This window comes from Stenotrophomonas sp. AS012628, from assembly GCF_010608305.1.
GTDB lineage: Bacteria > Pseudomonadota > Gammaproteobacteria > Xanthomonadales > Xanthomonadaceae > Stenotrophomonas > Stenotrophomonas geniculata.
Genome location: NZ_VMBJ01000041.1, coordinates 13,313 through 36,044, shown reverse-complemented (window position 1 = coordinate 36,044; position 22,732 = coordinate 13,313). Strand labels below are relative to the sequence as shown.

Below are 22,732 nucleotides of genomic sequence, written 5' to 3'. Positions count from 1 at the left end.
CCCTGGAGCGCATCGTGAGGCCACCGGATGCCTCGACTAGATCACAGGTTGCTGCAACGCCGCAATACACGGTTGCAGGTGCAACAGAACGCGCCGGCAACCCAGTGCCGGCGCGGGGCCGGACTCAGCCACAGCGCGCGCCGCTGACGGCGCCCTTGGCGTCCACTTCGATGTTCAAGCGGTCGCCGAGGAACTCCATCGTGGCCACGTCGTTGGGCTTCAGTACGCGCACCTGGCTGGCACCTGCATCTTCCTGTGCCTGCTTGCCCAGTGCATCGGTGTAGGCCTGGCCGACCAGGCTCTGCACCTGGCTGGCATCGCAGGTGCCGACCGGCGGCGCCTCGGTGGCCTTGCCAGCTTCGTCGGCCGGCGCCTTGGCGGCTTCGGCGGCCTGCTGGGCATGGGCCGTGGCCGAATCCTGTTCATCCAGCGCCGGTGCCTGGCAGGCGGTCAGGGCCAGCACGGCCGGCAGCAACAGGGCGGAGAGCGAACGGGCGCGAATCGGGAACGACATCATGACTCCGGAAGGGGTTGTGAAGACCCGAGCATAGCGGCGAACCGGCCCTCACGTGTTTGTCTTGTGTTATCGACAGGATCGCGGCATGGCGACAGCGACACTACAGGCATGCCAACCCCCTCCACCCCCGAACGACAGGCCGCGCGCGCGGCCGGCCTGCGCTATGTCGACGACACTCAGCCGGGCATCAGCCGGCGCCGCGCCGGCAAGGGTTTCAGCTACCGCGATGCTGATGGCCACGCGATACGCGACGCCACCACCCTGCAGCGCATCCGTGCGCTGGCGGTTCCGCCCGCCTACACCGCCGTGTGGATCTGTGCGCACGCCAACGGCCACCTGCAGGCCACCGGCCGCGATGCACGCGGGCGCAAGCAGTACCGCTACCACCCCGACTGGGCGAAGGAGCGCGATGCCGGCAAGTTCGACCGCATCATCGCCTTTGGCGAGGCCTTGCCCACGCTGCGGCGGCGGTTGTCGCGGGATCTGAAACGGCCGGGGTTCCCGAAGGAAAAAGTGCTGGCCATGGTGGTCGCGCTGTTGGCCGACACGCTGGCGCGGGTCGGCAATGAAACCTATGCGCAGCAGAACCGTTCGTTCGGTCTGACCACACTGCGCAACCGCCATCTGGAGCTGCTGCAGGGGGGCCGGGTGCGCATGCGCTTCCGCGGCAAGTCCGGGCAGCTGCAGGAGGTGACCGTGGGCGACCGCAGGCTGGGGCTGCTGGTGCGGCGCCTGCAGCAGTTGCCGGGGCAGGCGCTGTTCCAGTACCGCGATGACGACGGTGCGCTGCAGCCGGTGGATTCCGGCGCGGTGAACGACTACCTGCGCGAGGTGATGGGCGAGGACTTCACTGCCAAGGACTTTCGCACCTGGGGCGGCACGGTGGCGGCGGTGCAGGCGTTTGCCGCCACCGAGCTGCCGGAACCGGCCAGCCAGCGCGCGCTGGCGCAGGCGCAGCGCGCGGTGGTGTGCGAGGTGGCAGCGCTGCTGGGCAACACGCCTGCGGTGTGCCGCAAGGCCTACATCGACCCGTGCGTGTTTGCCGGCTGGGAGCGCGGTGAACTGGCCACGCTGGCCGGCCTGCGCGGGCCGCGCCAGTGGGAACAGGCCACCCTGCGCGTGCTGCGCAGGGCGCGCAGGCTCAGCCGCAGTAGATTGCGGTGATGTTGTTGGTGCGGCCCTTTTCGATGGTCAGGCGGTCGCCGCCTTCATGCGCCGGTGGCACCCGCGGGCCGTCGTGGCGCAGCACCCGCACGTGCAGGCTGTCGCTGTCCACGCGTGCGCGGGCCACGGTGGCGTCCGAAGCGGCCAGGCCGAGTGCGCCGCGCACCATGTCGCTGTGGCACTGCCCGGAAATGACGCCGTCGATCGGCTGCACCTGCGCCATTGGCGTGCTGCTGCAGGCGGCAAGGGCAAAGCAGGCGGCGGCGGTGGCGATGGCAAGTTTCATGGAGGCGTTCCTTGTTTGATTGCGTGCAGGGTGCGACGTCAGACGTGGTGGCGGAATGAATGCCGTGCACATCGTGGACACGGCGCGCTCACCGCCGCCAACAGCGTGGGTGGAGACACTGCAGGAGCGGCAAGGGCCGCCCCCGGTAGTGCCGGCCGCTGGCCGGCAGCCCCTTTCCCTCCCGAGGAGACCTGCATGGCCACCACCAAGAAAGCCCCCGTCCGTCGCAAAGCCTCGCCCAAGGTGCGCAAAGGCAGCACCGCAAGCAAGACTGTCGCCGCCCCCGATCGCCCGCGCGTGGTGAAGACCGCCACCCGTAAGGCGGCCGCCAGCGATCCACGCGCAGCGCGCGTCGCGGCCCGGCAGCGGCGCCTGCAGGACCAGGAGAAGGCCAAGGACGTGCGCGCGGCAAAAAAAGCAACGAAGAAGACCGCGACCCAGGCCGGTGCGCGCCGGCAACCGGAGGCGATGCCGGCGCAGCAGCTGGCCAAGCCTGGGCATGAACACGAACTGGAGCTGGCGCCGCGTTTCCTTGCACCGGACTACGCCGGCAGCGGCAAGCTGCAGGGCATGCGCGCGATCATCACCGGTGGCGATTCTGGTATCGGCCGTGCGGTGGCAGTACTGTTCGCACGCGAAGGCGCCGATGTGGCGGTACTGCATTTGGACGAGGCCGAGGACGCGGACATCACCCGCCAGCACGTGGAGCGCGAAGGCGGTCGCTGCGTGGTGATCGCCGGTGACGTGCGCGATCCGCGCTTCTGCAACAAGGCGGTCAAGCAGGTGGCCAAGGCGTTCGGCGGCATCGACATCCTGGTCAACAACGCCGCGTTCCAGCATTGCGAGCGGCTGGAAGACCTGGAAGACGCGCATCTGCAGGAAACCCTGCAGACCAACATCGGCGGTTACATCCAGATGGCGCGCGCGGTGCTGCCGCACCTGGGCGAGGGTGCCAGCATCATCAACACAGGATCGGAAACGGGAATCTTCGGCAGCAAGGCGCTGATCGACTACTCGGCCACCAAGGGCGCGATCCATGCGTTCACCAAGGCGCTGGCCAGCCAGCTGCTGCCACGTGGCATCCGGGTCAACTGCGTGGCGCCGGGGCCGGTGTGGACGCCGTTGAACCCCGCCGACAAGCAGGCCGAAGATGTTGCGGAGTTCGGCAAGGACAGTGACATGGGGCGGCCCGCACAACCCGAAGAACTGTCGCCCGCCTATGTGTTCCTGGCTTCGCCGGTCTGTGCCAGTTACATCAGCGGGGTGATCCTGCCGGTGATGGGCGGTCCGCGCGGCTGACGCGGCGGCGGTGCCGGCCGCTGGCCGGCAGCTATCCTCGGCGCATGCGAACAGAGGATGGGGTGGGCATGGACGGCACCGCTGAATACCTGTGGCTGCCGCCGGGCGCCACACCGCCCGAACGGGCCTGCTCCCCTTGCCGGGCCATTGTTGCTGTCGAAGCCGCCGTGGAGGCGGACTGGCAGGCGCCGATGAGCGATTGGCTGGTGCGCAGCGGTTGCCGCTACATGATGGCCTGGGGCATCGAGTGCAGCGGTTGGGATGATGCGGTGGACATGGCATCGCCGGAGGTCGAGTGCGCCGACTTCGTGATGACCACCTGGCATGATCGCGACACCCTGGCGGAGGTGTCGGCGTTCTGCGCCATTGCCCAGCACTCTACGCTGGAGCTGCCGCACACTCGGGTGTTGCATGTTGCTGGGGTGGCCGACCGGGCGCGCGTGCTTGCAGGTGTTCAGGGCGCTGTTGCAGCAGATGCGTAAAGATCGGCGATGCGCGGAATGAACCGCTGCGGTTGGCGCGTGGGAGCTGCATACTCGGCCCACCGGGCAGAAACGCCACATGGAAGATCACAACGGAGTTCGCACTCCCTGCACGATGATCAGCCTCGGCAGACCCTTCAGTCGCTTGGCCAGTGTCCTTGCGCTACTGCTGGCTTTCGCACCCTTCTGCATGGAAGCAAGCACTTTTGACATCGGCCTTGATGGAAAAAGCCCTTACCCGGAGCACTCACGCGACCAGATACTGGAGCTCCAGAGAAACTCTGATGGCCGAATGCTGCTTCGCGATGAACTGGATGCATTCAAGGCGGTGCTGGTCGAGCAGGGCTGGCCCACCTATCGCACCTCGGGGCCAGCCCTGATTGATGCGGCCGCCAAGCTGCTGGAGCGCTCTGGCCTGGATTGCGAGTTCCAGAAGTACATGCTTCGCGTTCTTGATCAGCAAGTCGGCGATGACATCCGTCCTGCAATCTATGCACGGCTTGCGGATCGTATCCATGCTTCCCACAATTCCAGCCAACTGTACGGCACCCTGCAGCAGCGGCTCGATGATGTGGCTACGGTTGATCCGCCAGTAGCCTCGTTGGGCTCCCTGCTGTTCTTCCGTGACTTCTACGGTCTGCCCAGCCTGGAGGAGGACCTGGCCTCGGGCGGCATCGATTACGAAGTGACCTTGTCACAGCCACCGGCGACGTACACCTGGCCCGACATCCGGACGCTGCTCGGTGAGCTGATCCAGCCCGATCAATCCTTGCGGGCAGCGCTAAGCGCTGCCCGCAGCAAGGGCGTTTCAGCAAAGGTCGAGCTGCTCAAGGAGGAGATCGCTGCCTCCGATCGAGAAGGCCTGTGAAGGATCAAGCAGGTATTCGAAGGCGTAGGCTTTCCGACGCGGGACATGGCGGGCATTGATGGTGTCTCTAGGGCCTTCCTCCTGGTCCAGCACGCGGATGAGGATCCAGCGTTCCAGAGGCGTGCGTTGGAGCTGGCCAAACCATTGATGGAGTCACGCGGCATGTCGCGACGCCAGTATGCAATGCTGGCTGACCGGGTTTCCCCTGGCAGAAGGCGAGCCGCAACTGTACGGCACGCAGATGACCCTTCAGAACGGCGTGTACGTGCTGCAGCCTACGTCCGATCTTGACGGTCTGGACAAGCGTCGATCGCAGATGGCGCTTGGCCCTTATCAGGCGATGCTCGATAGTGCCAACGCCAGTCGTCCTTGATTGAAATGTTGCGCCAACATCCTGGGCTTCCAGTGTTGAAGTATCCAGTTGATCTGCAGCATCGAATTGAAGTTTCGAGGGGATTCCTTGGCAGACATGTGGCTGGAGGTGGCGGCCGGGCGCGCCTGCTTGCTTGCAGATGTTCAGGGCGCTGTTGCGAAATACTCGCAGCGCAATGCGCACTTTTGATGTGGAGAACGTGATCGCGCGGACACGCGGAATCCGCAAATTCACACACAGAAGGAGTGAATGCATTGGATCATTTTCATGAACACGCGAAATGTGACGAGGTTATCGATGTCGCAATTGCCTTCACTCAAGTGTTGACGTGATGCGCTCGATGATCGATAAAAAGGCCCAACGCAACGGGAAAGGATGCCCCGATGTCACGACATCTTTTTCGCAGGGAAGTGATGCAGGCGAAGGGAAATCGTTGGCTGGGCCGCATCAACATGGTGCAGCCGATTCCGCTTTGGCTGTTTACCGCCTTCGCTGCCTGCTCAGCTGTTTCCGTCATTCTCTTCATTGCACTTGGCAGTTATACAAAGCGTGCCCGGGCCATGGGACAGCTTGTCCCTGTCGAAGGCATGTCCACTGTCATGGCACCCGCAAGCGGTGTCGTCTCTCTTCTCAAGGTCAGTGAGGGAGAGAATGTGCGTGCAGGTCAGGTGGTTGCCGTGCTCACCGTGCCAAGGGCAACGGTTGGCGAAGGTGATACCTCCGCCGCATTGGAGAAGCGCATCCGCGAGCGGGTCCAGGGATTGAAGGATGTGCAGGCTGCGGATCAATCCCAGCTCGATGCACAAAGTGACGGTCTCATTGCGCAGGTGGCTGCGGCGCAACGCGAGCTGGCGCAGTTCAAGGAGGAAATCCAGACAAGAAGCAGGCAGGTCGTACTGGCCGAAGAGACACTCTCGCGGCTGGAGAGACTGCGCGAAGGCAGTTACGTAAGCGAACTGCAGATCAAGCAGCAGCAGACACTGGCGCTTGAACAGCATGCCAGTGTGCAGGCCCTGCAGCGCCAGGCAATCACAACACAACGACTCATAGCGCAGTTGCAGGAGGCCATGCGCTCGCTGCCGCAAAAGCGTGAAGCCACCAGAGCCGGTCTGCGGGGCGCATTGGCCCAACTTGAACAGGAACACGTCGAGCTGCTCGCACGAGGTGAGCTGGTGCTTACCGCGCCGGTGGATGGAACGGTTGTCACGCAGGTGCTGAAGCCGGGCCAGTCGGTGACCATGGGCCAACCTCTGCTGAGTATCCTGCCGCAAGACGGCCGTCTGGAAGCTGGCCTGCTGGTGCCCAGTCGTGTCATCGGCTTCATTGATCCCGGCGATCGCGTACTGCTGCGTTACCAGGCGTACCCCTATCAGAAATTCGGTCACCATGAGGGAACAGTGCAGCGCGTCAGCCGCAGCGCGCTTACTGGGACAGAGCTGGAAATGCTGATGCCCGGCTCGACGATCCAAGGCGAACCGATGTACAGGGTCACCGTCGCACTCTCCAGTCAGGAGATGGACGCTTACGGTCGCATCGAGCGACTCAAGCCCGGCATGACACTTGAAGCTGACATCCTTGGCGAGCGCAGCAGCTTGGCCGAATGGATCTTTGCGCCACTGGTCGCACGAAGCAAACGGATCTTCTAGAGAAGGTCACCTCCACTCAACCCGTCCTGCCGTTGAAACCGAACGGGCGGACACGCAGAGGAAGCAGCGATGGAACTAGAGCAGCGGGAAAGGCTTGGGAGCGTACCGGATCTGGGCGATGTCGATGTTGTCGATGACCTGGTACCAGACGAACTTCGGCGCGACATCCTGCGACTGGTCCGTAAACCCATCTGGGCGTATGGATGGAAGTCGGTCAAGTCTGAAGACCGCTTCAGCTTCTGGCATGCGCATTTTGCCGGAGGCGACAAGGAAAGCCGTCAGGGGTGCCTGGCCGAACTTGCTGCAAACGAAGCTGCACGACCGATCCACGAGCTGTGGGAGTGCCTGTCGCAGACGGTGCTGGCCGGCCATGAACCCCTTCGTGTGTACGCCAATGCCCATACCTACGGCGTGGAGGGCTATGTTCATACAGACAATGCAGACAAGGAAAATTACTTCACTGTCGTCTACTACGCCCACGGAATCTGGCATCCCAACTGGTCGGGCGAGACAGCTTTCGTGGTGCCGGAGACGGGTGACATCACCCATGCTGTCTACCCGCGACCTGGGCGCCTGGTGGTGTTCCGGGGCGCCACGCCACACGTTGCACGTTCACCCAGCCGGGACTGTCCCGAGCTGCGCATCACCGTCGTGTTCAAGACCCAGCTCGCACAATGACCTTGCCCGTCGCCAACATGCCGGAGCGGCCCTCCCTGCAGATGCTGCAGGAGTACCTGTCACTCCTGCGCGCTGACCAGGTGCCGCACTCGGGGCGAACGCTGAAGGATCATCTGGAAGGAACGGGCCGCATTCTGCGGGAGTGGGGATGCGACGAGGCGGTATGCATCGCTGGCATGTTCCACAGCATCTACGGAACGAACGTGTTCGGATTCAAGCGTCTTGGGTGGAGTGATCGGCCGCTGGTGGGTCGGATGCTGGGCGAACGTGCCGAGCATTTGGTGTATCTGTTCTGCGTCAGTGATCGGCCCGGTGCGTTCCTCGAAGCGCTGGGTACCGGCATCATTCGCCACAGAACAAGCGGCGAAAGCTTCAGTGCGGGCGTGGATGTCTGTGCGGCGTTGCTTGAGATCGAATCCGCCAACCTCATCGAGCAGGGATGCGGCGAGCAGTTCCTGAAGCGACTGTCCGCATGGGTGAGCGCATATCCAGACCTTCCGCTGAGCGTTGGCCTGCGCTCGCTCCTTGCTGGGTACGCGGCGGCTGGAAAGGCGCCCGCCGCCCCTGGCAGGCCGACAGTGGAGGAACTCCATTGAACGCTTCATCCATCCGTCGGAAATTTGCAGTTGACCGTTTTGCGCGGCTTGAGCAGCTGGTGGCGGCAGAAGTGATGGATCTCTACTTCCAGTATGCGAAGAGCTATGCGCGCATGCCGAAGTACTATGAGCTGGAAACAGAAACCGCGTCGCTGGGGCGATATGCCGACGCCATGGGCGAGGTGCTGCTGGCCAAACTGTTGCCTGAGGTGGAAGACTGTGTAGGAAAGCGGCTGCATGCCACTTACTCGTTCCTGCGCTTCTACACGCCTGAATCGAGGCTGCGCAGACACACTGACCGCACATCCTGCGAATACACGCTGACCTTGACCGTTGGCAGCGAAGGTACACGGGCGCCCTGGCCGATCATGATTGAGACCCAGGAGGGTGTGCAGGCGTTCGACCTGGCTCCAGGTGATGGGCTCCTGTTCTCCGGACGTGAGCTGCCCCACTGGCGCGAATGCCTGCCAGAGGGAACCTGGCTCCAGCTCTTCCTGCATTACGTCGATGCAGACGGGCCGCATGCAGCGAACCGTTTCGATGGACGGAAATTTCTCGGACCGACGAGGCGATCAGTAGCATGACTGTTCTCATCAATGCTGGAACGCACGATACACACGCCAAGGCCGTCGTTTGGGGCTTGCGGCGCAAAGGAACGACCGTGTTTCATCTGGCGAGCGACAGGTTCTGCCAGACAACGGCCTTCAGCATCCGCGTAGGGGCTGCGCAAAGTGGTGCCACGCTCGCGATCGACGGAGAAACCGTAGCCCTTGATCAGCTGTCGGCAGTGTGGCATCGCCGCCCGTTTGAGGCGCTGCAGAACGCTGGCGTTCAACCAGAGGATGAGGTGTTCGCCCGAGGCGAATCGCAACTGATGCGCGAGGGGTTGTATCGATCCCTGGAGCTTGTCCCGGCAGTGAATCCATTGGATGCCCTTGTCCGGGCCGAAAACAAGATCCATCAGCTGAAGCACGCGGCCGAGCTTGGCTTCCAGCTTCCGGCCACGTTGATAAGCGGCTCACCTGAGGATGTCCGAGGTTTCCTTGCCCAACACGCGGAGTGCATTTACAAGCCGCTACGCGGCCATGTCTGGAAGTCCGATTCTGCTCGACGCGCGACCTACACCGCCAAGGTCAGCGAAGCAGATCTCCCGGCGGATTCACTGCTGCGCGCCGCCCCAGGCATCTATCAGGCCCGCGTGGAATATGCTTTCGAAGTCAGGGCGCAGTTTTTCGGCCGCCAGTGCGCTGCGATCCGTATCGAGCAGCCGACGGATGGCAGTCTCGACTGGCGGCGCAGCCAGGGCACGATTGACACCTGCGAAGTGGTGGATGTCCCGCTCGACCTGCAGCAACGCTGCCATCGTCTGATGGAAGCGCTCGGCCTCGTGGCGGCGGGGTTCGATTTTCTCGTTACGGACGATGGGCGCTGGATCTTCCTTGAGATCAATCAGGCCGGACAGTTCCTTTTCGTCGAACAGTGGTGCCCTGGATTGCCGATGCTGGACATGTTCTGTGAGTTCATCCGTGCACCGTCGCTGCAGTGGCGATACGACATGGGACATGCGCATCGCCGGATCTCCTATTCGGAATTCATCGAGAGCACTTCAGTGATTACGTCCTGACCCCGGCAGGTGGGACGTCAACCCATTGCGTCAGGCGCCTGGCGTGATCCACCGACAACACTCCTGTTGTCGAAAATCGAGGAGAAAATGGCATGAAGAACGAAGATATCAAGAAGGACCTGGAGTCGCGCGTGCTTGGTCACATTCTTTCCCAGGAAGAAATGGAGCAGGTAGGCGGCGGCGATGGCGATGGAATTCCGACGCTCCCGCCGGTGAAGACGACGCCGGCCAGTGACAACGGAACCACGCATCCGGTCCTTGAGTAACTGAATACGGCGAGTGCTGCGATGCCTGGCCGTCAAGGTGGGCGTCGCGGCCTCGCTTTTCCGGAGAACGGAGCTGAAGCGCAATGCAGCTGGAGCATTCCATCCTGAAGGGCCATTGCCCGCACCTGGCAATCATCGACGTTGCCGCTCGGCTCGCGGGGTGCTCAGTGCAGTCTTCTGACGTCGCGCTGCTGGGCGCACCCCGCAGGTACACGGAAACTTTCTCCCTGCAGCGAGCTGCAGGCATCCTTGGTGATCTGGGCATCGTCAGTGTCGCGGTTCGCACCGACCTCGGCGGATTGGCACAACTGCGATTTCCCGCCCTGGCCCAAGTGCGGTCCGGTACACGCCAGGAGTTCGTCGTAGTGAGCCGCATCGACGATCATGCGATCGTCTACTACAGCGGCCGCCTGGGATGGCAGTTGGACGGCCTGAGTTCGTTTTCCAAGCGCTGGACAGGCGTAGCTCTCACCCTTGAGGCTGCTGTCCGTGGGCCTTGCCGCGTAGGTAGGGACGCAGCGCTGCTTTCAGATCTTGAGATTCAACTCATCCAGGATTTCATGACGGTGGACGAATGCGAGGAACTCATGGCCAGCGCGTCACCTGCGTTCCGCAAGAGCATGGTCAGTGCGGATGGCAGCTTGCAGAGTGAGGTCATGTCCAGCGGCCGCACAAGTGAATCGGCGGCCTGCTCGGGGGACCTGTGTGCCCGCATCACCGATCGCGCGGCGGAGCTGCTTGGCTGTGCGAGCACGTTGTTCGAGCCGATCCAGTGCGTCAGGTATGAGATGGGACAGAAGTTCGCCCCACACTATGATGTTCCCCTGGATGCAGGACTGCCAGATCAGTCCACGCGCGCATGGACACTTCTTGCGTACCTCAACGATGGGTTCGAAGGCGGGGAAACCCTCTTTCCTGCCTTCGACCTGAGTGTGCGCCCTCTTCGTGGCGCCCTGCTCATGTTCCGTAACCGTGGCCGACAACAGCGAAGCGTCAATCCGGGTGCGCTGCATGCGGGCCAACCGGTGACCCGCGGGAGCAAGTATGCCTGCAATATCTGGTGTTCAGATGCCAATTAGATGCCTGATCGCGGTCTTCTTTCTGTTCCATGCAGCCGTCGCCCCCGCCTTGGCCGATGCTGCTCCAAGCCTGCCTCCGGTTGCGCAACATCCAGTGTCATCGAAGCCAATGGTGCTTCCGAAGGCCACGGAACTGCCTGTCGGCCCCGCGGGCACCTGGCGGTCTCCAGTGTCTAACGGCGTGGATCGGCAGATCGCGGTACTGAGTGCGCCCGCCGGCGGATTCAAAGTGGTGTATGCGCAGTATCTCCGCGGCGACATGGACTCATCACGGCTGATGCAGATCCGGTCCTCTGATGGTCGCCTCATGGACCAGCCTGAGCCGCTGTCGTTTGGTTCAGTGCTGGAGGATGCTCCGGTGCTCGTTCACATCGATAACGATGCGTGGCTCTACTTTGCAGGCAGTGACGCTGATTTCAGCAATATCACGCTTTGGCGCGCGCGGGCCACGCCGCAGGGGTTTGGGGCGCCACAGCGGCTGCCGGATGTCCCGGGACTGACCCAGCTGGTCCAGGCACCTCGATGGGTGCAGGCAGAAGGCGATCTCTATCTGACATTCCGTGGAATGGGAACCGGTCCTCGCTGGATGTCGATGCGCAATGCCCGATCACCATCGGAGTTTCAGGGGGCGGCATCGACACCCGTGGCGTATCCGCGCGTGGTGCCGCTGGGCCAGCATGGCTGCTTCATGAGTTATCAGAAGGCGCCCGAAGGTGGCTACATGACAACGCTGTACAGCGTCAGCCCCGACTGCAGAACCTGGTCCGGCCCTGTGGAGCTTTCGCCAGCAAAGTCTCCGAACAAGCCGGATGTCCACGACGGGTTCGCGCTGCCTCGACAGGACGGCGGCGTGGACATCTACTATGTCTACCCTTCCTACAAGGGCGCCACAGCGCGGTTTCCCGTCAGTTTCGATCTGTACAGGCGCGCAGTGGATGTGCAGGGCAGGGCAGGTCCCGAGCAGCTCCTGACGGAACGGCTTGCCTACAATCCATTCGCTCCTTCCGCGCATCGAATGCCGGATGGGTCTGTCCTGGTCTCGTTCTCGGACATCGAGGCGCGCGGCGATGCTGGTGTGACCAAGGGACGACTGACGCTCTTCCGGATTTCCGGAGATGCGCCGATGGAGCCTGAGCGCCCTGGGCACCGCGACAGTGACAGCTGACGTGATCGTGTCGTCCGTCATGCCCCTTTCCCGGCAATCCAAGCGGCTGCGCACATGAAGGTCATCCTGCAGTCTGAAAGCGCCGAATGCGGGTTGGCCGCATTGGCGATGGTGGCTGACCACCATGGCCAGCACGGTGGGCTGGCCGTGCTGCGCCAGCGGTTTAATCTTTCGCTGAAAGGGCTGCGTCTGGATCGGCTGGTTCAGATCTCCCAGCAGATTGGCTTTTCGGCGCGCGCGATTCGAGTCGAACTCGAAGAACTGGGGAAGCTGACGACTCCGTGCATACTGCACTGGGACATGAACCATTTCGTGGTTCTGAAAACGGTGCGTGCATCAGGGATCGTCATTTGTGATCCCGCCGTCGGTGAGCGGAAACTCAGCTACCGCGAGGCATCGGAGCACTTTACCGGAGTTGTGCTGGAGCTGACACCGACGGCCGAGCTCAAGCCCGTGAAGCGCGCACCGGCGATCAGCCTGCAGCAATTGACTGGCGCGGTGCGCGGCATGTGGCGCTCGTTGGCCCAGGTTCTGATTCTGTCGCTGGCGTTGCAGGTTTTCGTCGTGCTGGCGCCATTCCTGCTGCAATGGGTGGTGGATCAGGCACTTGTCTCGGCGGATCGTGACATGCTCACCGTCCTCGGGATTGGATTTGGCATCGCCCTGCTTCTGCAGGTTGCAATCAACCTGCTGCGTGGCTGGTCTGTGGTCTATCTTTCCACGCATTTCGGATTGCAGTGGACGAACAATATTTTCGCCCACCTGATGCGTCTGCCGTTGGCATTCTTCGAGAAACGTCACCTTGGTGACATCACCTCACGCCTTGGCTCCATCCGTGAGATCAGGACGGTCATCACCACCAGTTTCGTGGAGGGCATCATTGACGGTCTCATGGCGATCATGACCTTCGCGCTGATGCTCATCTACTCATGGGAACTGGCGATGGTGACGCTGTGTGCCGTGGCCGTCTATGCGGGTGCCCGATCTCTGTCCTACCGTGAGTTCCGTAATCGGACCGAGCAGCAGCTGATGGTCGGTGCCCGGCAGCAGACGCATCTGCTCGAGTCACTCCGCGGTATACAGAGCCTGAAGGTAGCGGGTCAGGAGCCGCAGCGGCGTGCTGCCCACGAGAATCTGATGGTTGACACCGTCAACGAAGAGTTGAGGTTGGCCCAGATGGGCCTGGGCTTTACGAGCATCAACCAGCTGGTGTTCGGCATTGAGCGGATCGCCGTGATCTGGATCGGTGCGTTGCTTGCGATGTCAAATGTGTTCACCGTCGGCATGCTGATCGCTTACCTCGCATACCGGGAGCAGTTTTCGCAGCGTGTCGGCAATCTCGTCGACAAGTGGGTTGAGTTCCGGATGCTGCGCCTGCATGGTGAACGTCTGTCGGACATCGTACTGTCCGAGCCCGAGGATTGCGGAGAGGGAATCGCCCCGGCCTTGCCCGGTGAGATGGGCGTGGAGGTTGAGAATCTTTCCTTCCGCTATGGCAACGGTGAGCCCTGGATATTCCGCAACTGCAGTTTTGTTGTGAAGCCAGGGGAATCGTTGGCGCTCATCGGTGGATCAGGATGCGGCAAGACAACGCTCATGAAGCTCATGCTCGGTCTTCTTGAGCCTACGGAGGGAAGTATCCGCATTGGTGGACAGACGCTGCGCGGCGCTGGCGCTCGGCGCCTGCGTGAAGCCATCGGCGCGGTAATGCAGGATGACCAGCTTTTCGCCGGCAGCATTGCAGAGAACATATCCTTCTTTCAGGGAGCTGCCGAACAGGAGCGTGTGGAGCACGCGGCGCGGCTGGCGGCGATCCATGACGATGTAATGGGCATGCCCATGGGCTATCACAGCCTGATAGGCGACATGGGAAGCACATTGTCCGGCGGGCAGAAGCAGCGGCTTATTCTTGCCAGGGCGCTTTACCGTGAGCCCAGCGTTCTGTTTCTGGACGAAGCGACAAGCCATCTTGATGTCGCCAATGAGCGTCTGGTAAATGATGCTGTCGATAGACTTCGTCTGACGCGGATCATTGTCGCCCATCGCCCCGAGACAATAGAGCGGGCAGATCGGGTGATGGTGGTTGAAAACGCCGACGTCGTGCTGGCGACCCCAGTGCGAGCGAGCAATCTCAGGCTGAAGGCTGCGCAATCATCCGGACAGGTACCGGAGAGCCACTGAGCACGTGGCTTTGGATCCCGTTATCCCTTGATGCTGGATTTGGCTTGCATCAGCGTCGCGTCGCTACCGTTCGTCGGCCCATGACTTCCGGGGGGTTGACTACAGTTGTCGTCAAGCTGACAGTGACGACACGTGTAGTCAAGGGAGTGGTGTCATGCGTGGCAAGACCATCGGGGACCAGGAACTGGCCCTGCTGCAGTACATCGATGAACATGCGCCGGCCAGCGTGGGCGAGGTCGCCAGCGGCTACGGCGAGGCCCGTGGCCTGGCCCGCTCTACCGTGCTGACGATGATGGAGCGGCTGCGGGCGAAGGGGTATCTTCAGCGCCGGCAGCAGGACGGCGTCTACCGCTACCAGGCCACCCGGGGCCCGCAGAGCGTGCTGCAGGGTGCCGTGGCCCAGTTCGTCGACAACACCCTGCAGGGGTCGGTGTCGCCGTTCGTGGCCTACCTGTCGCAGCGCCAGCAGGTCAGCGACAACGAGCTGGCCGAGCTGGAAGCGCTGGTTGCCCAACTCCAATCGCGTCGCCACGAGGGCTGAGCCATGGACACCACGATGCTGATCCCGATGCTGGAACGGCTGGGCTGGACCAGCCTGCAGACCGTGCTGCTGGTGGCCCTGGTGTATGGCCTGTGCCGCGCGCTGCCGTCGCTGTCGGCGGCCACCCGCTGCCGCCTGTGGTGGCTGGTCTCGCTGCAGGCCGTGCTCGGCCTGCTCTGGAGCCAGCCGCTGCAGCTGGCCTGGCTGCCGGCACCGCAGGCGGTGGCGATGACCGCCACCGACGTTGCCGCTGATCTGGTGTACCCACTGGCGCCGGAAGCCTCGGCGCAGCTGCTGGCCGCGATGCCGATGCCTGCGGCGGACGTGCCGGCGGTTGCGTGGTGGGCGGTCGCACTGGCTGCGCTGTGGCTGTCCGGCGTGCTGCTGATGGCGTTGCGCACCTTCGGTGAGTGGCGCCGCTGCCGCGCACTGCTGGCTGCGGCCCATCCCTGCGAGGACGAGGCGCTGGTGCAGGCCCTGCAGCTGGCCTCCGACGCGCACGGCGTGCGCCCTGCGCCGCGGCTGTGGATGAGCGCGCAGGTGGACTCGCCGCAGCTGATCGGGCCGTTCCGCCCAGTGCTGCTGCTGCCGGCCGGCGACAACGCCCTGCAGGGCGACGCGCTGGACCTGGCACTGACCCACGAACTGCAGCACCTGCAGCGGCGTGACCTGCAGTGGGGCCTGCTGCCCGCGTTGGCGCAGCACCTGTTCTTCTTCCACCCGCTGCTGCGGCTGTCGGTGCGCGAATACGCCCAGGCCCGCGAGGAAGCGGTGGATGCGGCGGTGGTCGGCCAGCACGGTGCCAGCCGCCAGGCCTATGGCCGCCTGCTGCTGCAGCTGGGCGTGGCACCGCAGCCGCACCTGGGCGTGGCCAGCGCCGCACCAAGCACCACCAGCCTCAAGCGTCGCCTGCTCTCGCTGCAGTCGCACCGGTCCTGTCCGCGTCTGCTGGCGATCGCGTTGACTGCCGCGGTGGTGGTGGTGGGCGTGGCGCCGATGCGGCTGGTCGCAGCGCCGGTGCCGCCGGCACCGCCCGCGCCGCCGGCTGCACCGAAGGCCGTGGTGCCCCCGCCGCCGGCGCCGAAGGTTCCGCCTGCTCCGCCGATGTCGGCGCGCGCGCCGGCGGTGCCGGTGGCCCCTGCGCCGCCCGCCGAGCCCGCCGACGTCGAGGAGCTGTCCGGCCCGGACGATGCGGATGTGGCGGTTGACGTGGATGTCGACGTCGACCCCGGCATCGACGCCGGCCGCAGCACCTCGCGCAGTTCCTCCATCACCACCTACGGGCGGCTGGATCTGAGCACGTCGCCGCCGCAGGCGTTCGTGCTGGTCGATGGTGATTCAACCTTCGCCAACGGCGGCATCGACGACGTGACGCTGGCGCGCAAGCAGCTCGGCAAGGGACCGGCGCTGTGGTTCCGCCAGGGCAGTGAGCGCTACATCGTGCGTGACCCGATGCTGGTCCAGTCGTTGCAGCGTGCTTACGCCGGTGCGTCCGACCTGGGGCAGCAGCAGAGCGCACTGGGTCGCCAGCAGAGTGCGCTTGGTCGCCAGCAGAGCGCACTCGGCAAGCAGATGGGCGAGATGGGCCGGCTGCAGGGCGAGGAGGCGCGCCGTATCGCGTTGGTGGCGGTCGAGGCTGCGCGCAGTGCGATGAGCGCGCACGACATCAATCGCGAAGCCGCCGCCGAAGCCGCGAAGGCGGCACGCGGGGTGACCAGCGACGCCGCAGTTGCGCGTGAAGCCGCCCGTGAGGCGGCCGCCGAGGCACGTCGCGCGATGCAGGAAGCCCGCAGCCAGGCCGCACAGTCCAGCCGCACCCGCGACATGAACCGCTTGGCCAGCCAGCAGGCCGAACTGGCCAGCCGCCAGGCGGCGCTGGGCAGCCAGCAGGCCGCGCTGGGCGAACGCCAGGCGCAGGTGCACGCGCGGGCGGCACAGCAGGCGCAGCTGGTGATCGCCCGCGCATTGGCCAGCGGCAAGGCCGAGCGCCTCTGAAAACGGCGGCAGCGCCGGGCCATGCCCGGCGAGCGCAGCGGCACACCTGAAGAGGGAAGGCGCCGGGCATGGCCCGGCGCTGCCCGGCGGAACATCAACCGCAGCTGGCGCGCTCGATCCTGTTCTGCGCGTCCACCTGCACGGTCACGCGGTCCTGGCGGAAGTCCATGGTCACCGCCATGCCCGGTTTGACCACCCGCGCATTGCGCGCGCCGCTGGCGCTCACCAGCTGCTTCACGGTGGCTTCGTCGGCGGTCTTGCCGGTGAAAGCGTCCAGCGTGTCCGGCTTGCACTCGTGCCCGCCCTCGGCAGCGGGCGGTGGTGTGCTCTCGTGTGCGGTGCTGCTGCCGGCATGGCTGCAGGCGGCCAGCGGCAGGATGGCGAGCAGGGCGAGGGGACTGAGGCGCATGGTCGGGCTCCAAGCGTGGATGGTGGCGGCAGTGTCACCGCTGCCACCGTCAGGCCGCGTCAACGCCTACTGCCCGACCAGCGCCAGCGTCTCGCGTTCGCGTTGTTCCTCGCGCACCAGCCGCTGCAGCAGCAGGGCCAGCGTCACCACGTCCTGGTGATTGTGGTCGGCGACCCGCCGCAGGTTCACCGCATCGCCGCCGCGCAGGAAGCGCAGCCATGCGCCCGGGGCTTCCGAGCCCGGCAGGTCGTCCTCGCGCACCACGCGCAACAGCTGGCGTTCGATGGTGGACAGCTTGCAGTTCTCCCACGTGCCGCGATAGCGGCGGCGCGTGGGATAGAGCAGGTCGACGTGATCCAGTGCGGTGATCGGGCAACGTTGCCGGGCCAGCCGGTAACGCGCTTTCAGCAGCGGTGCGTCATAGCTGCGGCCGTTGTAGCTGCAGAACACGGTGGACGGTTGCAGCCAGCTGGCGAAGGTGGCCAGCATCGCTTCTTCCGCAGCCATGGTCGACATCAGCAGCTGGCGGGTGCGCAGGCCTTCGCCACGCTGCGGGCACACGTACCAGTCGGCCGCGCCGATCATGAAGGCACGCGTGCCGGTGCCACCGGCCAGGCCGGTGGTCTCGGTATCGAAGAACAGCAGGTCGCGCGCAGCTACGTGCTGGTCCTCGCGCTTGGCGAAGGCCAATGACAGCGGGGCGGTCGGGATTGGTTGCGGCTGCAGCGATTCGATCAGGAACAGGCCCGGTGCGATCTCCTCGCCGGGCAGCTGACGATCCTGTGCGCTGGCGCGTGCCGGCGTGGTACTGCCGCGGGAGCGCAGGCCGAGCAGGCGATGCAGGCTGCCTACTTCCGGCCGACGCAGCGGTACGGGTGCCGGTGCGGAGGCCGCAGCGCCGGTCGGCTTGTGGCGGATTTCCTGTTCGACCCAGGCGAACACCGAACGTTCGGCCGGTGGTTGCCGCGCATCGTTGGCGGCCACGGATGCCGGTGGCGCAGGGGGCACGTCCGGCGCGGCCGGTGTGCTCGCCTTCGGGTCGCCGGCCTGCTTCCGCAGCAGGCGCAGCTTGTCCAGGCTCAGGCTCACGGTGCCAGCAACTCCATCGGCTCGCGCGTGGTGATCACCACGTCGGGCACATCCTGGCAGGCGTCGGCATCGAACAGGTCGAGCACGCGCAGTGCCAGCGCGCGCGGCGAAGTCTCATCCTCTTCCTGCGCGGCCAGGACGGGGCCGACACAGGCCGGGCAGCCGGCCTTGCAGTCGCAGCGCTGCACCAGTTCGCGCGCGCGCTGCACCAGCTCGGCCTGGCGCTGCCACAGCGGCTCGCTGAGGCCGACGCCACCGGGGAAGTTGTCGTACAGGTACACGGTGGGCACGAACTCCTGCAATAGCTCGACAACGCCAGGATCACCCTCGCTGCCACGCAGCTGGCCACGGCCGCTCTGGTCGGCGATCGCGAACCAGGAACCATCGCCGTTGCCGACCGACTTCTGCAGGTCGCGCGCATCGGCCATCACCGCCACGGTGGCGACGATGTGCAGCGCATACGCTGCGCCGAGGAAGCCATCCAGCGCATCCTGCTTGCTGGCGAAGGCGCGCAGCAGCAGCGCCTGTGGCAGCTGCCACCACACCGCCGTGGTGTGCAGTTCCTGGTCGGGCAGGTTCACCGGCCCGTAGCCGATGTTTTCGTGGGTGTAATAGCGGATCTTCTTGTAGCCGGCCACGCGGCGTACCACGTGCACTTCGCCGTGGTGCGAATCGCCACGACCGGCCACGCCGCCATCGAAGCGGTCAAGCACCTTGAGCTTGGTGAAGTCGATGCTGTCGGTGTAGTAGTCCACGTGGGTGCGGGTGACGTAGGCCTTGCGCCCGTCCCAGTCCAGCGTCTCCACCTGGTACGGAGTGGACTGCACCATGTGGATGGCGCCTTCGTACAGGGTGAGTGCGGCGGCGGAATAATCGACCTCGGCGATGATCTGCTGGCGGCCATCGCTGCGGTCGACCACCACGAAGTTGCCGTCGGCCACCGCGCGCAGGCTGACCGCATTGGCGGGATAACTGTCGGCGATCCATTCCCAGCGCTCGCCTTCGCGGTGGATGACTTCGGTCTCGGCCAGCGCTTCCAGGAACACTTCCGGATCGATCGGGCCGAAGCCATCGCCGACCCGGAACGGCAGCTCGAAGGCTGCGCAGCGGATGTGGTCGAACAGGATCAGCGGCTGGTCCGGCGCGATGCGCGCGTGCTCGGGCGAGGCTTCGGCGAAGAAGTCCGGATGGCGCACCACGTACTGGTCCAGCGGCTGCGAACTGGCCACCATCACCCCCAGCGCGGGCTGCTGGCGGCGACCGGCGCGGCCGAAGCGCTGCCAGGTGGCGGCCACGCTGCCGGGGTAGCCGTTGAGGATGACCACGTCCAGGCTGCCGATATCCACGCCCAGTTCCAGCGCCGAGGTGCTGACGATGCCGTCGATGTTGCCGGCACGCATCGCGCGCTCGGTCTCACGCCGCTCGGTGGGCAGGTAGCCACCGCGGTAGGCGCGGATGCGCGGCGGCTTGCGCGGGTCGTGGTCGAAAATATCCTTCAGGTACTTGGTCAGCACTTCCACCATCAGGCGTGTCTGCGCGAACACCAGGGTCTTCAGCCCGGACTTGATCGCGATGCGCGCGATGCGGTTACTCTGCGATCGCGCCGAGGCGCGCAGGCCCAGGTCCGGATTGATCACCGGCGGGTTCCACAGCAGCACCTGCTTCGGCCCGCTGGGCGCACCGGATTCGGTGATGGCGGTGACCGGCGCTTCGATCAGCGCCTCGGCATGTGCCTGCGGGTTGCCGATGGTGGCCGAGCACAGGATGAACTGCGGTTGCACGCCATAGAACGCGCAGATGCGCTTGAGCCGCCGCAGTACATTGCTGACATGGCTGCCGAACACCCCGCGGTAGGTGTGCACTTCGTCGATGACGATGTAGCGCAGGTTCTCGAAGAACTGCGCCCACTTGGTGTGATGCGGCAGGATCGCCTGGTGCAGCATGTCCGGGTTGGAGACCACGATGTCGCCGTGCAGGCGGATGGCCTGGCGTGCATCGCCGGGGGTGTCGCCGTCGAAGGTGAAGGCCTTCACCCCCAGATCGCCGGCGCGGTTGAGTTCCAGCAGCTCGGCCACCTGGTCCTGGGCCAGCGCTTTGGTCGGGAACAGGTACAGCGCCTTGGCCTTGTCCTGCATCGCCGCGCTGACTACCGGCAGGGTGTAGCACAGCGACTTGCCGCTGGCGGTGGGGGTGACGATGGCGACGTGTTCGCCGCGCTGGCTGGCCTCCCACGCCTCGGCCTGGTGGCTGTAGAGCTGTTCGATGCCACGCGCCTTCAGCGCGGCGGCCAGCGCCGGCGGCACCGACGCGGGAATCGGCGCGTAGCGCCCTTCGCGGCCAGGAATGGCAAAGCTGCCGGTGATGCGGTCCTGGTAGCGGCGCTGCAGGCGCGCGCTGAGCAGGGCGCCGTCGCGGGCGGGCAGGCCGTCGCGGGTAGCGAGCTTCTGCTCGGCGTCGGCGGTGCGCTTGGCGAGTTCGTAGGCCATGGAAAGTGGAGCCGGGACGGATTGCGAGGGGTCACATGGCACCACATCCACGTCTCAGGATGTGAGACATCGCGCGCGAAGGGCGTGAACCGTTCAGTGCCACGGGTCCGGACGCTGCGCGATGTCCGCGTCAAGCGCCTCGCTGCGGCGGAGGAATTGCACCATGCAGACCACAAACCGCACCGCGTGCCAGCCCAACGCCAGCAATGCCACCGCCTGCCAGCCAGACGCAAGCGGCCAGCCCGGCTCCAGGCGCTGCGACCACGGCATCCAGGCGGCGCCGAAGACCAGCACGCACAACAGCAGGCCCACCCACGCCAGTTGCCAGAACCCTCCCGTGGGCGGATAGCGCCGTCGGTCGCTGGCCAGGCACCACGCCGTGCCAGCGCCCAGCACTGCGCCGTCACAGGCGCGCACATCCAGCAGCATCGAGCGCCCGCGGGAGAATGCCGCAGCGTGCTCCCAATTCTCTGGAAGCTGCACACGCCGGTCATTGCCCAGCAACCACACCCGTGATGTCTGGGCAGTACGCTGGTACGCGCGCAGGCGCCCGCGTACCCGCAGCACGCGCTGCGCTGTCGCAGGGCCGTTGCGGCGAGGGAAGCCCAGCCAGGCCGCAAGACCGGCGATGGCGAGCAACGGCATGGCGAGCAGGCCCGGGACGCCGGTGGCGGCCCACAGCGCCAGTGCGGCAATCAGCAGCGGGGACGGGCGCAGGCCGGGACCCCGTCGCATCGAGATTTCTTCGGGTGTCTCCAGGCGCTCGCCACAGACGCGGCTGGTGGCTGCATCCGGCCGTGCAGCAGCGATGGTGAAGCCATTGAGACGCACCACCATGGCCACGTGATCACCCAGTACCACGTCAGCTTCATTGTCTTCCGAGAGGTAGGGCCATGCCTGTCTTGGCACCAGCACGGGAATGCCACCCAGGAAGCCGTCACCGACCGGGAAGCTGTTCCGCCACGCCCCACCGGTGAAGGCGCCATGCAGCCGCTTTACCTGGTCGTCGTGGTCGCAGCCGGTCAACGCGCGCACCGGTGCCAGTGCCATGTGTTCGTCCGCGCCCAGCGTCCGCAGCGTGCTGCTGCGGCGCAGCGAGGCGATGCCGGCGCGGACACGCGATGTCCATTCGGCGGCGGTCGCGATGACCATCAGGCACACGACCGCCAGACCCACCAGTACTGCCGCGCGCGACATCAGCAGGCGACTGGCCGACGCGGCGGGCGTGTGGAGGGAGCTGTCATCAGGGATGGGCCTTACCGGGAAAATCGCAGGATGCCGTCCCCGCCTCCCGAGGGGAATGAAGTTCGTTGCAAACTTCGGCGCCCAGGCCGCGCAGCGATGATGCGTGACACACCCTGAATGCCCCCGCCGATGCCAACGAAATCTGAAGCCCGCATCCGTATCCTTGTTCACTGGACGCAACCAACAGGGTGGATGGCTGTGGCACAACGTGGAACGCAGGGAGTACTGCTGGCCAGCCTGTTGCTGGCGGGCGTCGCGCAGGCGCAGCAGGCAGCGCCGGTAGCGGTGTCCGATCCTGTGCCCGCTCCCCCTGCTGATGTCCCGGCAGCACCTGCCGCGCCGATCTCCACCACCCTGCCGCAGGACAATGTCACCACCCTCGGCGAAGTGCGTGCGCTCAAGCCGGAAGACGAGCCGCTGGACCTGTACCGCTTCAAGAATCCGGTGAAGTTCGGCGACAACCGCTTCAGCCGCGACTGGAGCGAACCGCCCTCGCCGGAGCAGGTCAGCATGGGCGGCGGCTACATCATGATGGGCGTGGTCAAGGGGGTGATGGCGGCGGCCAAGGGGATCAACAAACTCACCGGCGGACCTGCGCAGATCCAGGCCGCCGTGGCGCGGCCACCGCCCGAGCTCAGTGCCGAGCAGCAGCAGCGTGCGCTGCGGTTCTCCCAGGAGCAGGATGCCGGTGATGCACCGCCGGTGAAGTAGGCCGTATATCCTGCTGGCTCCCCCACCGGTAG

The 22,732-nt window shown here is 65.1% G+C and carries 23 protein-coding genes; 17 read left to right on the top strand and 6 right to left on the bottom strand.

The genetic code is table 11. The features are described 5' to 3' along the window. Nucleotides 1-124 precede the first annotated feature (124 nt). Nucleotides 125-514, bottom strand: a complete 390-nt coding sequence (locus G5A07_RS16575) for an I78 family peptidase inhibitor (RefSeq protein WP_029380146.1) — start codon at nucleotides 512-514, stop codon at nucleotides 125-127. A gap of 111 nt (nucleotides 515-625) precedes the next feature. On the opposite strand from G5A07_RS16575, the gene G5A07_RS16570 reads away from it, so the two are divergent. Continuing rightward, nucleotides 626-1,681 carry a DNA topoisomerase IB gene (locus G5A07_RS16570; protein ID WP_191863638.1) on the top strand — a complete coding sequence of 352 codons (1,056 nt, stop codon included), beginning with the start codon at nucleotides 626-628 and terminating at the stop codon, nucleotides 1,679-1,681. On the opposite strand, the gene G5A07_RS16565 is transcribed toward G5A07_RS16570, so the two are convergent. After that, the gene (locus G5A07_RS16565; RefSeq protein ID WP_057504376.1) at nucleotides 1,659-1,967 is read right to left on the bottom strand and encodes a hypothetical protein; all 309 of its coding nucleotides are present in this window, start codon (nucleotides 1,965-1,967) and stop codon (nucleotides 1,659-1,661) included. The genes G5A07_RS16570 and G5A07_RS16565 overlap by 23 nt on opposite strands. 195 nt (nucleotides 1,968-2,162) lie before the next feature. On the opposite strand from G5A07_RS16565, the gene G5A07_RS16560 reads away from it, so the two are divergent. From G5A07_RS16560 to G5A07_RS16490, 15 genes are all read left to right on the top strand, one after another. After that, a complete protein-coding gene (locus G5A07_RS16560; RefSeq protein WP_191863637.1) occupies nucleotides 2,163-3,266 on the top strand; it encodes an SDR family oxidoreductase in 1,104 nt (367 codons plus the stop codon). Nucleotides 3,267-3,334: 68 nt separating this feature from the next. Then, the gene (locus G5A07_RS16555; protein WP_097048126.1) at nucleotides 3,335-3,748 is read left to right on the top strand and encodes a hypothetical protein; all 414 of its coding nucleotides are present in this window, start codon (nucleotides 3,335-3,337) and stop codon (nucleotides 3,746-3,748) included. A 79-nt stretch (nucleotides 3,749-3,827) separates the two neighbouring features. Continuing rightward, nucleotides 3,828-4,616 carry a DUF6624 domain-containing protein gene (locus tag G5A07_RS16550; RefSeq protein WP_191863636.1) on the top strand — a complete coding sequence of 263 codons (789 nt, stop codon included), beginning with the start codon at nucleotides 3,828-3,830 and terminating at the stop codon, nucleotides 4,614-4,616. A gap of 178 nt (nucleotides 4,617-4,794) precedes the next feature. After that, on the top strand, nucleotides 4,795-4,989 hold the full coding sequence (locus G5A07_RS16545) for a hypothetical protein (protein ID WP_049398575.1): 195 nt from the start codon (nucleotides 4,795-4,797) through the stop codon (nucleotides 4,987-4,989). A 383-nt stretch (nucleotides 4,990-5,372) separates the two neighbouring features. Next, complete coding sequence (locus G5A07_RS16540) at nucleotides 5,373-6,635, top strand: HlyD family efflux transporter periplasmic adaptor subunit (protein WP_053448414.1); 1,263 nt, start codon at nucleotides 5,373-5,375, stop codon at nucleotides 6,633-6,635. Between the two features lie 69 nt (nucleotides 6,636-6,704). Beyond that, nucleotides 6,705-7,313: a 2OG-Fe(II) oxygenase gene (locus tag G5A07_RS16535; RefSeq protein WP_141401631.1), complete on the top strand. Its 609-nt coding sequence runs from the start codon at nucleotides 6,705-6,707 to the stop codon at nucleotides 7,311-7,313. After that, entirely contained in the window at nucleotides 7,310-7,909 is a 600-nt protein-coding gene (locus tag G5A07_RS16530) for a DUF6817 domain-containing protein (RefSeq protein WP_191863635.1), read from the top strand. The genes G5A07_RS16535 and G5A07_RS16530 overlap by 4 nt, the downstream gene beginning before the upstream one ends. After that, the gene (locus G5A07_RS16525) at nucleotides 7,906-8,493 is read left to right on the top strand and encodes a hypothetical protein (RefSeq protein WP_191863634.1); all 588 of its coding nucleotides are present in this window, start codon (nucleotides 7,906-7,908) and stop codon (nucleotides 8,491-8,493) included. The genes G5A07_RS16530 and G5A07_RS16525 overlap by 4 nt, the downstream gene beginning before the upstream one ends. Continuing rightward, nucleotides 8,490-9,533, top strand: coding sequence for an MvdC/MvdD family ATP grasp protein (locus tag G5A07_RS16520; RefSeq protein ID WP_053448418.1), 1,044 nt, complete (start codon nucleotides 8,490-8,492; stop codon nucleotides 9,531-9,533). Before G5A07_RS16525 ends, G5A07_RS16520 begins: the two co-directional genes overlap by 4 nt. 92 nt (nucleotides 9,534-9,625) lie before the next feature. Next, nucleotides 9,626-9,799 (top strand): hypothetical protein, encoded by a 174-nt coding sequence (locus G5A07_RS16515; protein ID WP_154582884.1) that lies wholly within the window; start codon nucleotides 9,626-9,628, stop codon nucleotides 9,797-9,799. Between the two features lie 83 nt (nucleotides 9,800-9,882). Next, nucleotides 9,883-10,878: a 2OG-Fe(II) oxygenase gene (locus tag G5A07_RS16510; protein ID WP_053448419.1), complete on the top strand. Its 996-nt coding sequence runs from the start codon at nucleotides 9,883-9,885 to the stop codon at nucleotides 10,876-10,878. 181 nt (nucleotides 10,879-11,059) lie between these two features. Beyond that, nucleotides 11,060-12,043 carry a hypothetical protein gene (locus G5A07_RS16505; RefSeq protein WP_141401632.1) on the top strand — a complete coding sequence of 328 codons (984 nt, stop codon included), beginning with the start codon at nucleotides 11,060-11,062 and terminating at the stop codon, nucleotides 12,041-12,043. A gap of 54 nt (nucleotides 12,044-12,097) precedes the next feature. Beyond that, complete coding sequence (locus tag G5A07_RS16500; RefSeq protein ID WP_191863633.1) at nucleotides 12,098-14,224, top strand: peptidase domain-containing ABC transporter; 2,127 nt, start codon at nucleotides 12,098-12,100, stop codon at nucleotides 14,222-14,224. A gap of 154 nt (nucleotides 14,225-14,378) precedes the next feature. Further along, complete coding sequence (locus G5A07_RS16495; RefSeq protein ID WP_019661969.1) at nucleotides 14,379-14,765, top strand: BlaI/MecI/CopY family transcriptional regulator; 387 nt, start codon at nucleotides 14,379-14,381, stop codon at nucleotides 14,763-14,765. A 3-nt stretch (nucleotides 14,766-14,768) separates the two neighbouring features. Continuing rightward, a complete protein-coding gene (locus G5A07_RS16490) occupies nucleotides 14,769-16,760 on the top strand; it encodes a M56 family metallopeptidase (RefSeq protein WP_191863632.1) in 1,992 nt (663 codons plus the stop codon). A 94-nt stretch (nucleotides 16,761-16,854) separates the two neighbouring features. Here G5A07_RS16490 and G5A07_RS16485 read toward each other — a convergent pair whose 3' ends face one another. The 4 genes from G5A07_RS16485 to G5A07_RS16470 all read right to left on the bottom strand — a co-directional run bounded on the left by G5A07_RS16485 (nucleotide 16,855) and on the right by G5A07_RS16470 (nucleotide 21,941). Next, nucleotides 16,855-17,169, bottom strand: coding sequence for an I78 family peptidase inhibitor (locus tag G5A07_RS16485; RefSeq protein WP_043400842.1), 315 nt, complete (start codon nucleotides 17,167-17,169; stop codon nucleotides 16,855-16,857). 66 nt (nucleotides 17,170-17,235) lie between these two features. Next, on the bottom strand, nucleotides 17,236-18,258 hold the full coding sequence (locus tag G5A07_RS16480; protein WP_191863631.1) for a ribonuclease H-like domain-containing protein: 1,023 nt from the start codon (nucleotides 18,256-18,258) through the stop codon (nucleotides 17,236-17,238). Next, nucleotides 18,255-20,744: a DEAD/DEAH box helicase gene (locus tag G5A07_RS16475; RefSeq protein WP_191863630.1), complete on the bottom strand. Its 2,490-nt coding sequence runs from the start codon at nucleotides 20,742-20,744 to the stop codon at nucleotides 18,255-18,257. Before G5A07_RS16475 ends, G5A07_RS16480 begins: the two co-directional genes overlap by 4 nt. A 93-nt stretch (nucleotides 20,745-20,837) precedes the next feature. After that, nucleotides 20,838-21,941, bottom strand: a complete 1,104-nt coding sequence (locus G5A07_RS16470; RefSeq protein ID WP_049408926.1) for a hypothetical protein — start codon at nucleotides 21,939-21,941, stop codon at nucleotides 20,838-20,840. Nucleotides 21,942-22,181: 240 nt separating this feature from the next. Between G5A07_RS16470 and G5A07_RS16465 the strand changes: the two genes are divergently transcribed. After that, on the top strand, nucleotides 22,182-22,700 hold the full coding sequence (locus G5A07_RS16465) for a hypothetical protein (RefSeq protein WP_191863629.1): 519 nt from the start codon (nucleotides 22,182-22,184) through the stop codon (nucleotides 22,698-22,700). The last annotated feature ends 32 nt before the right edge of the window (nucleotides 22,701-22,732 follow it).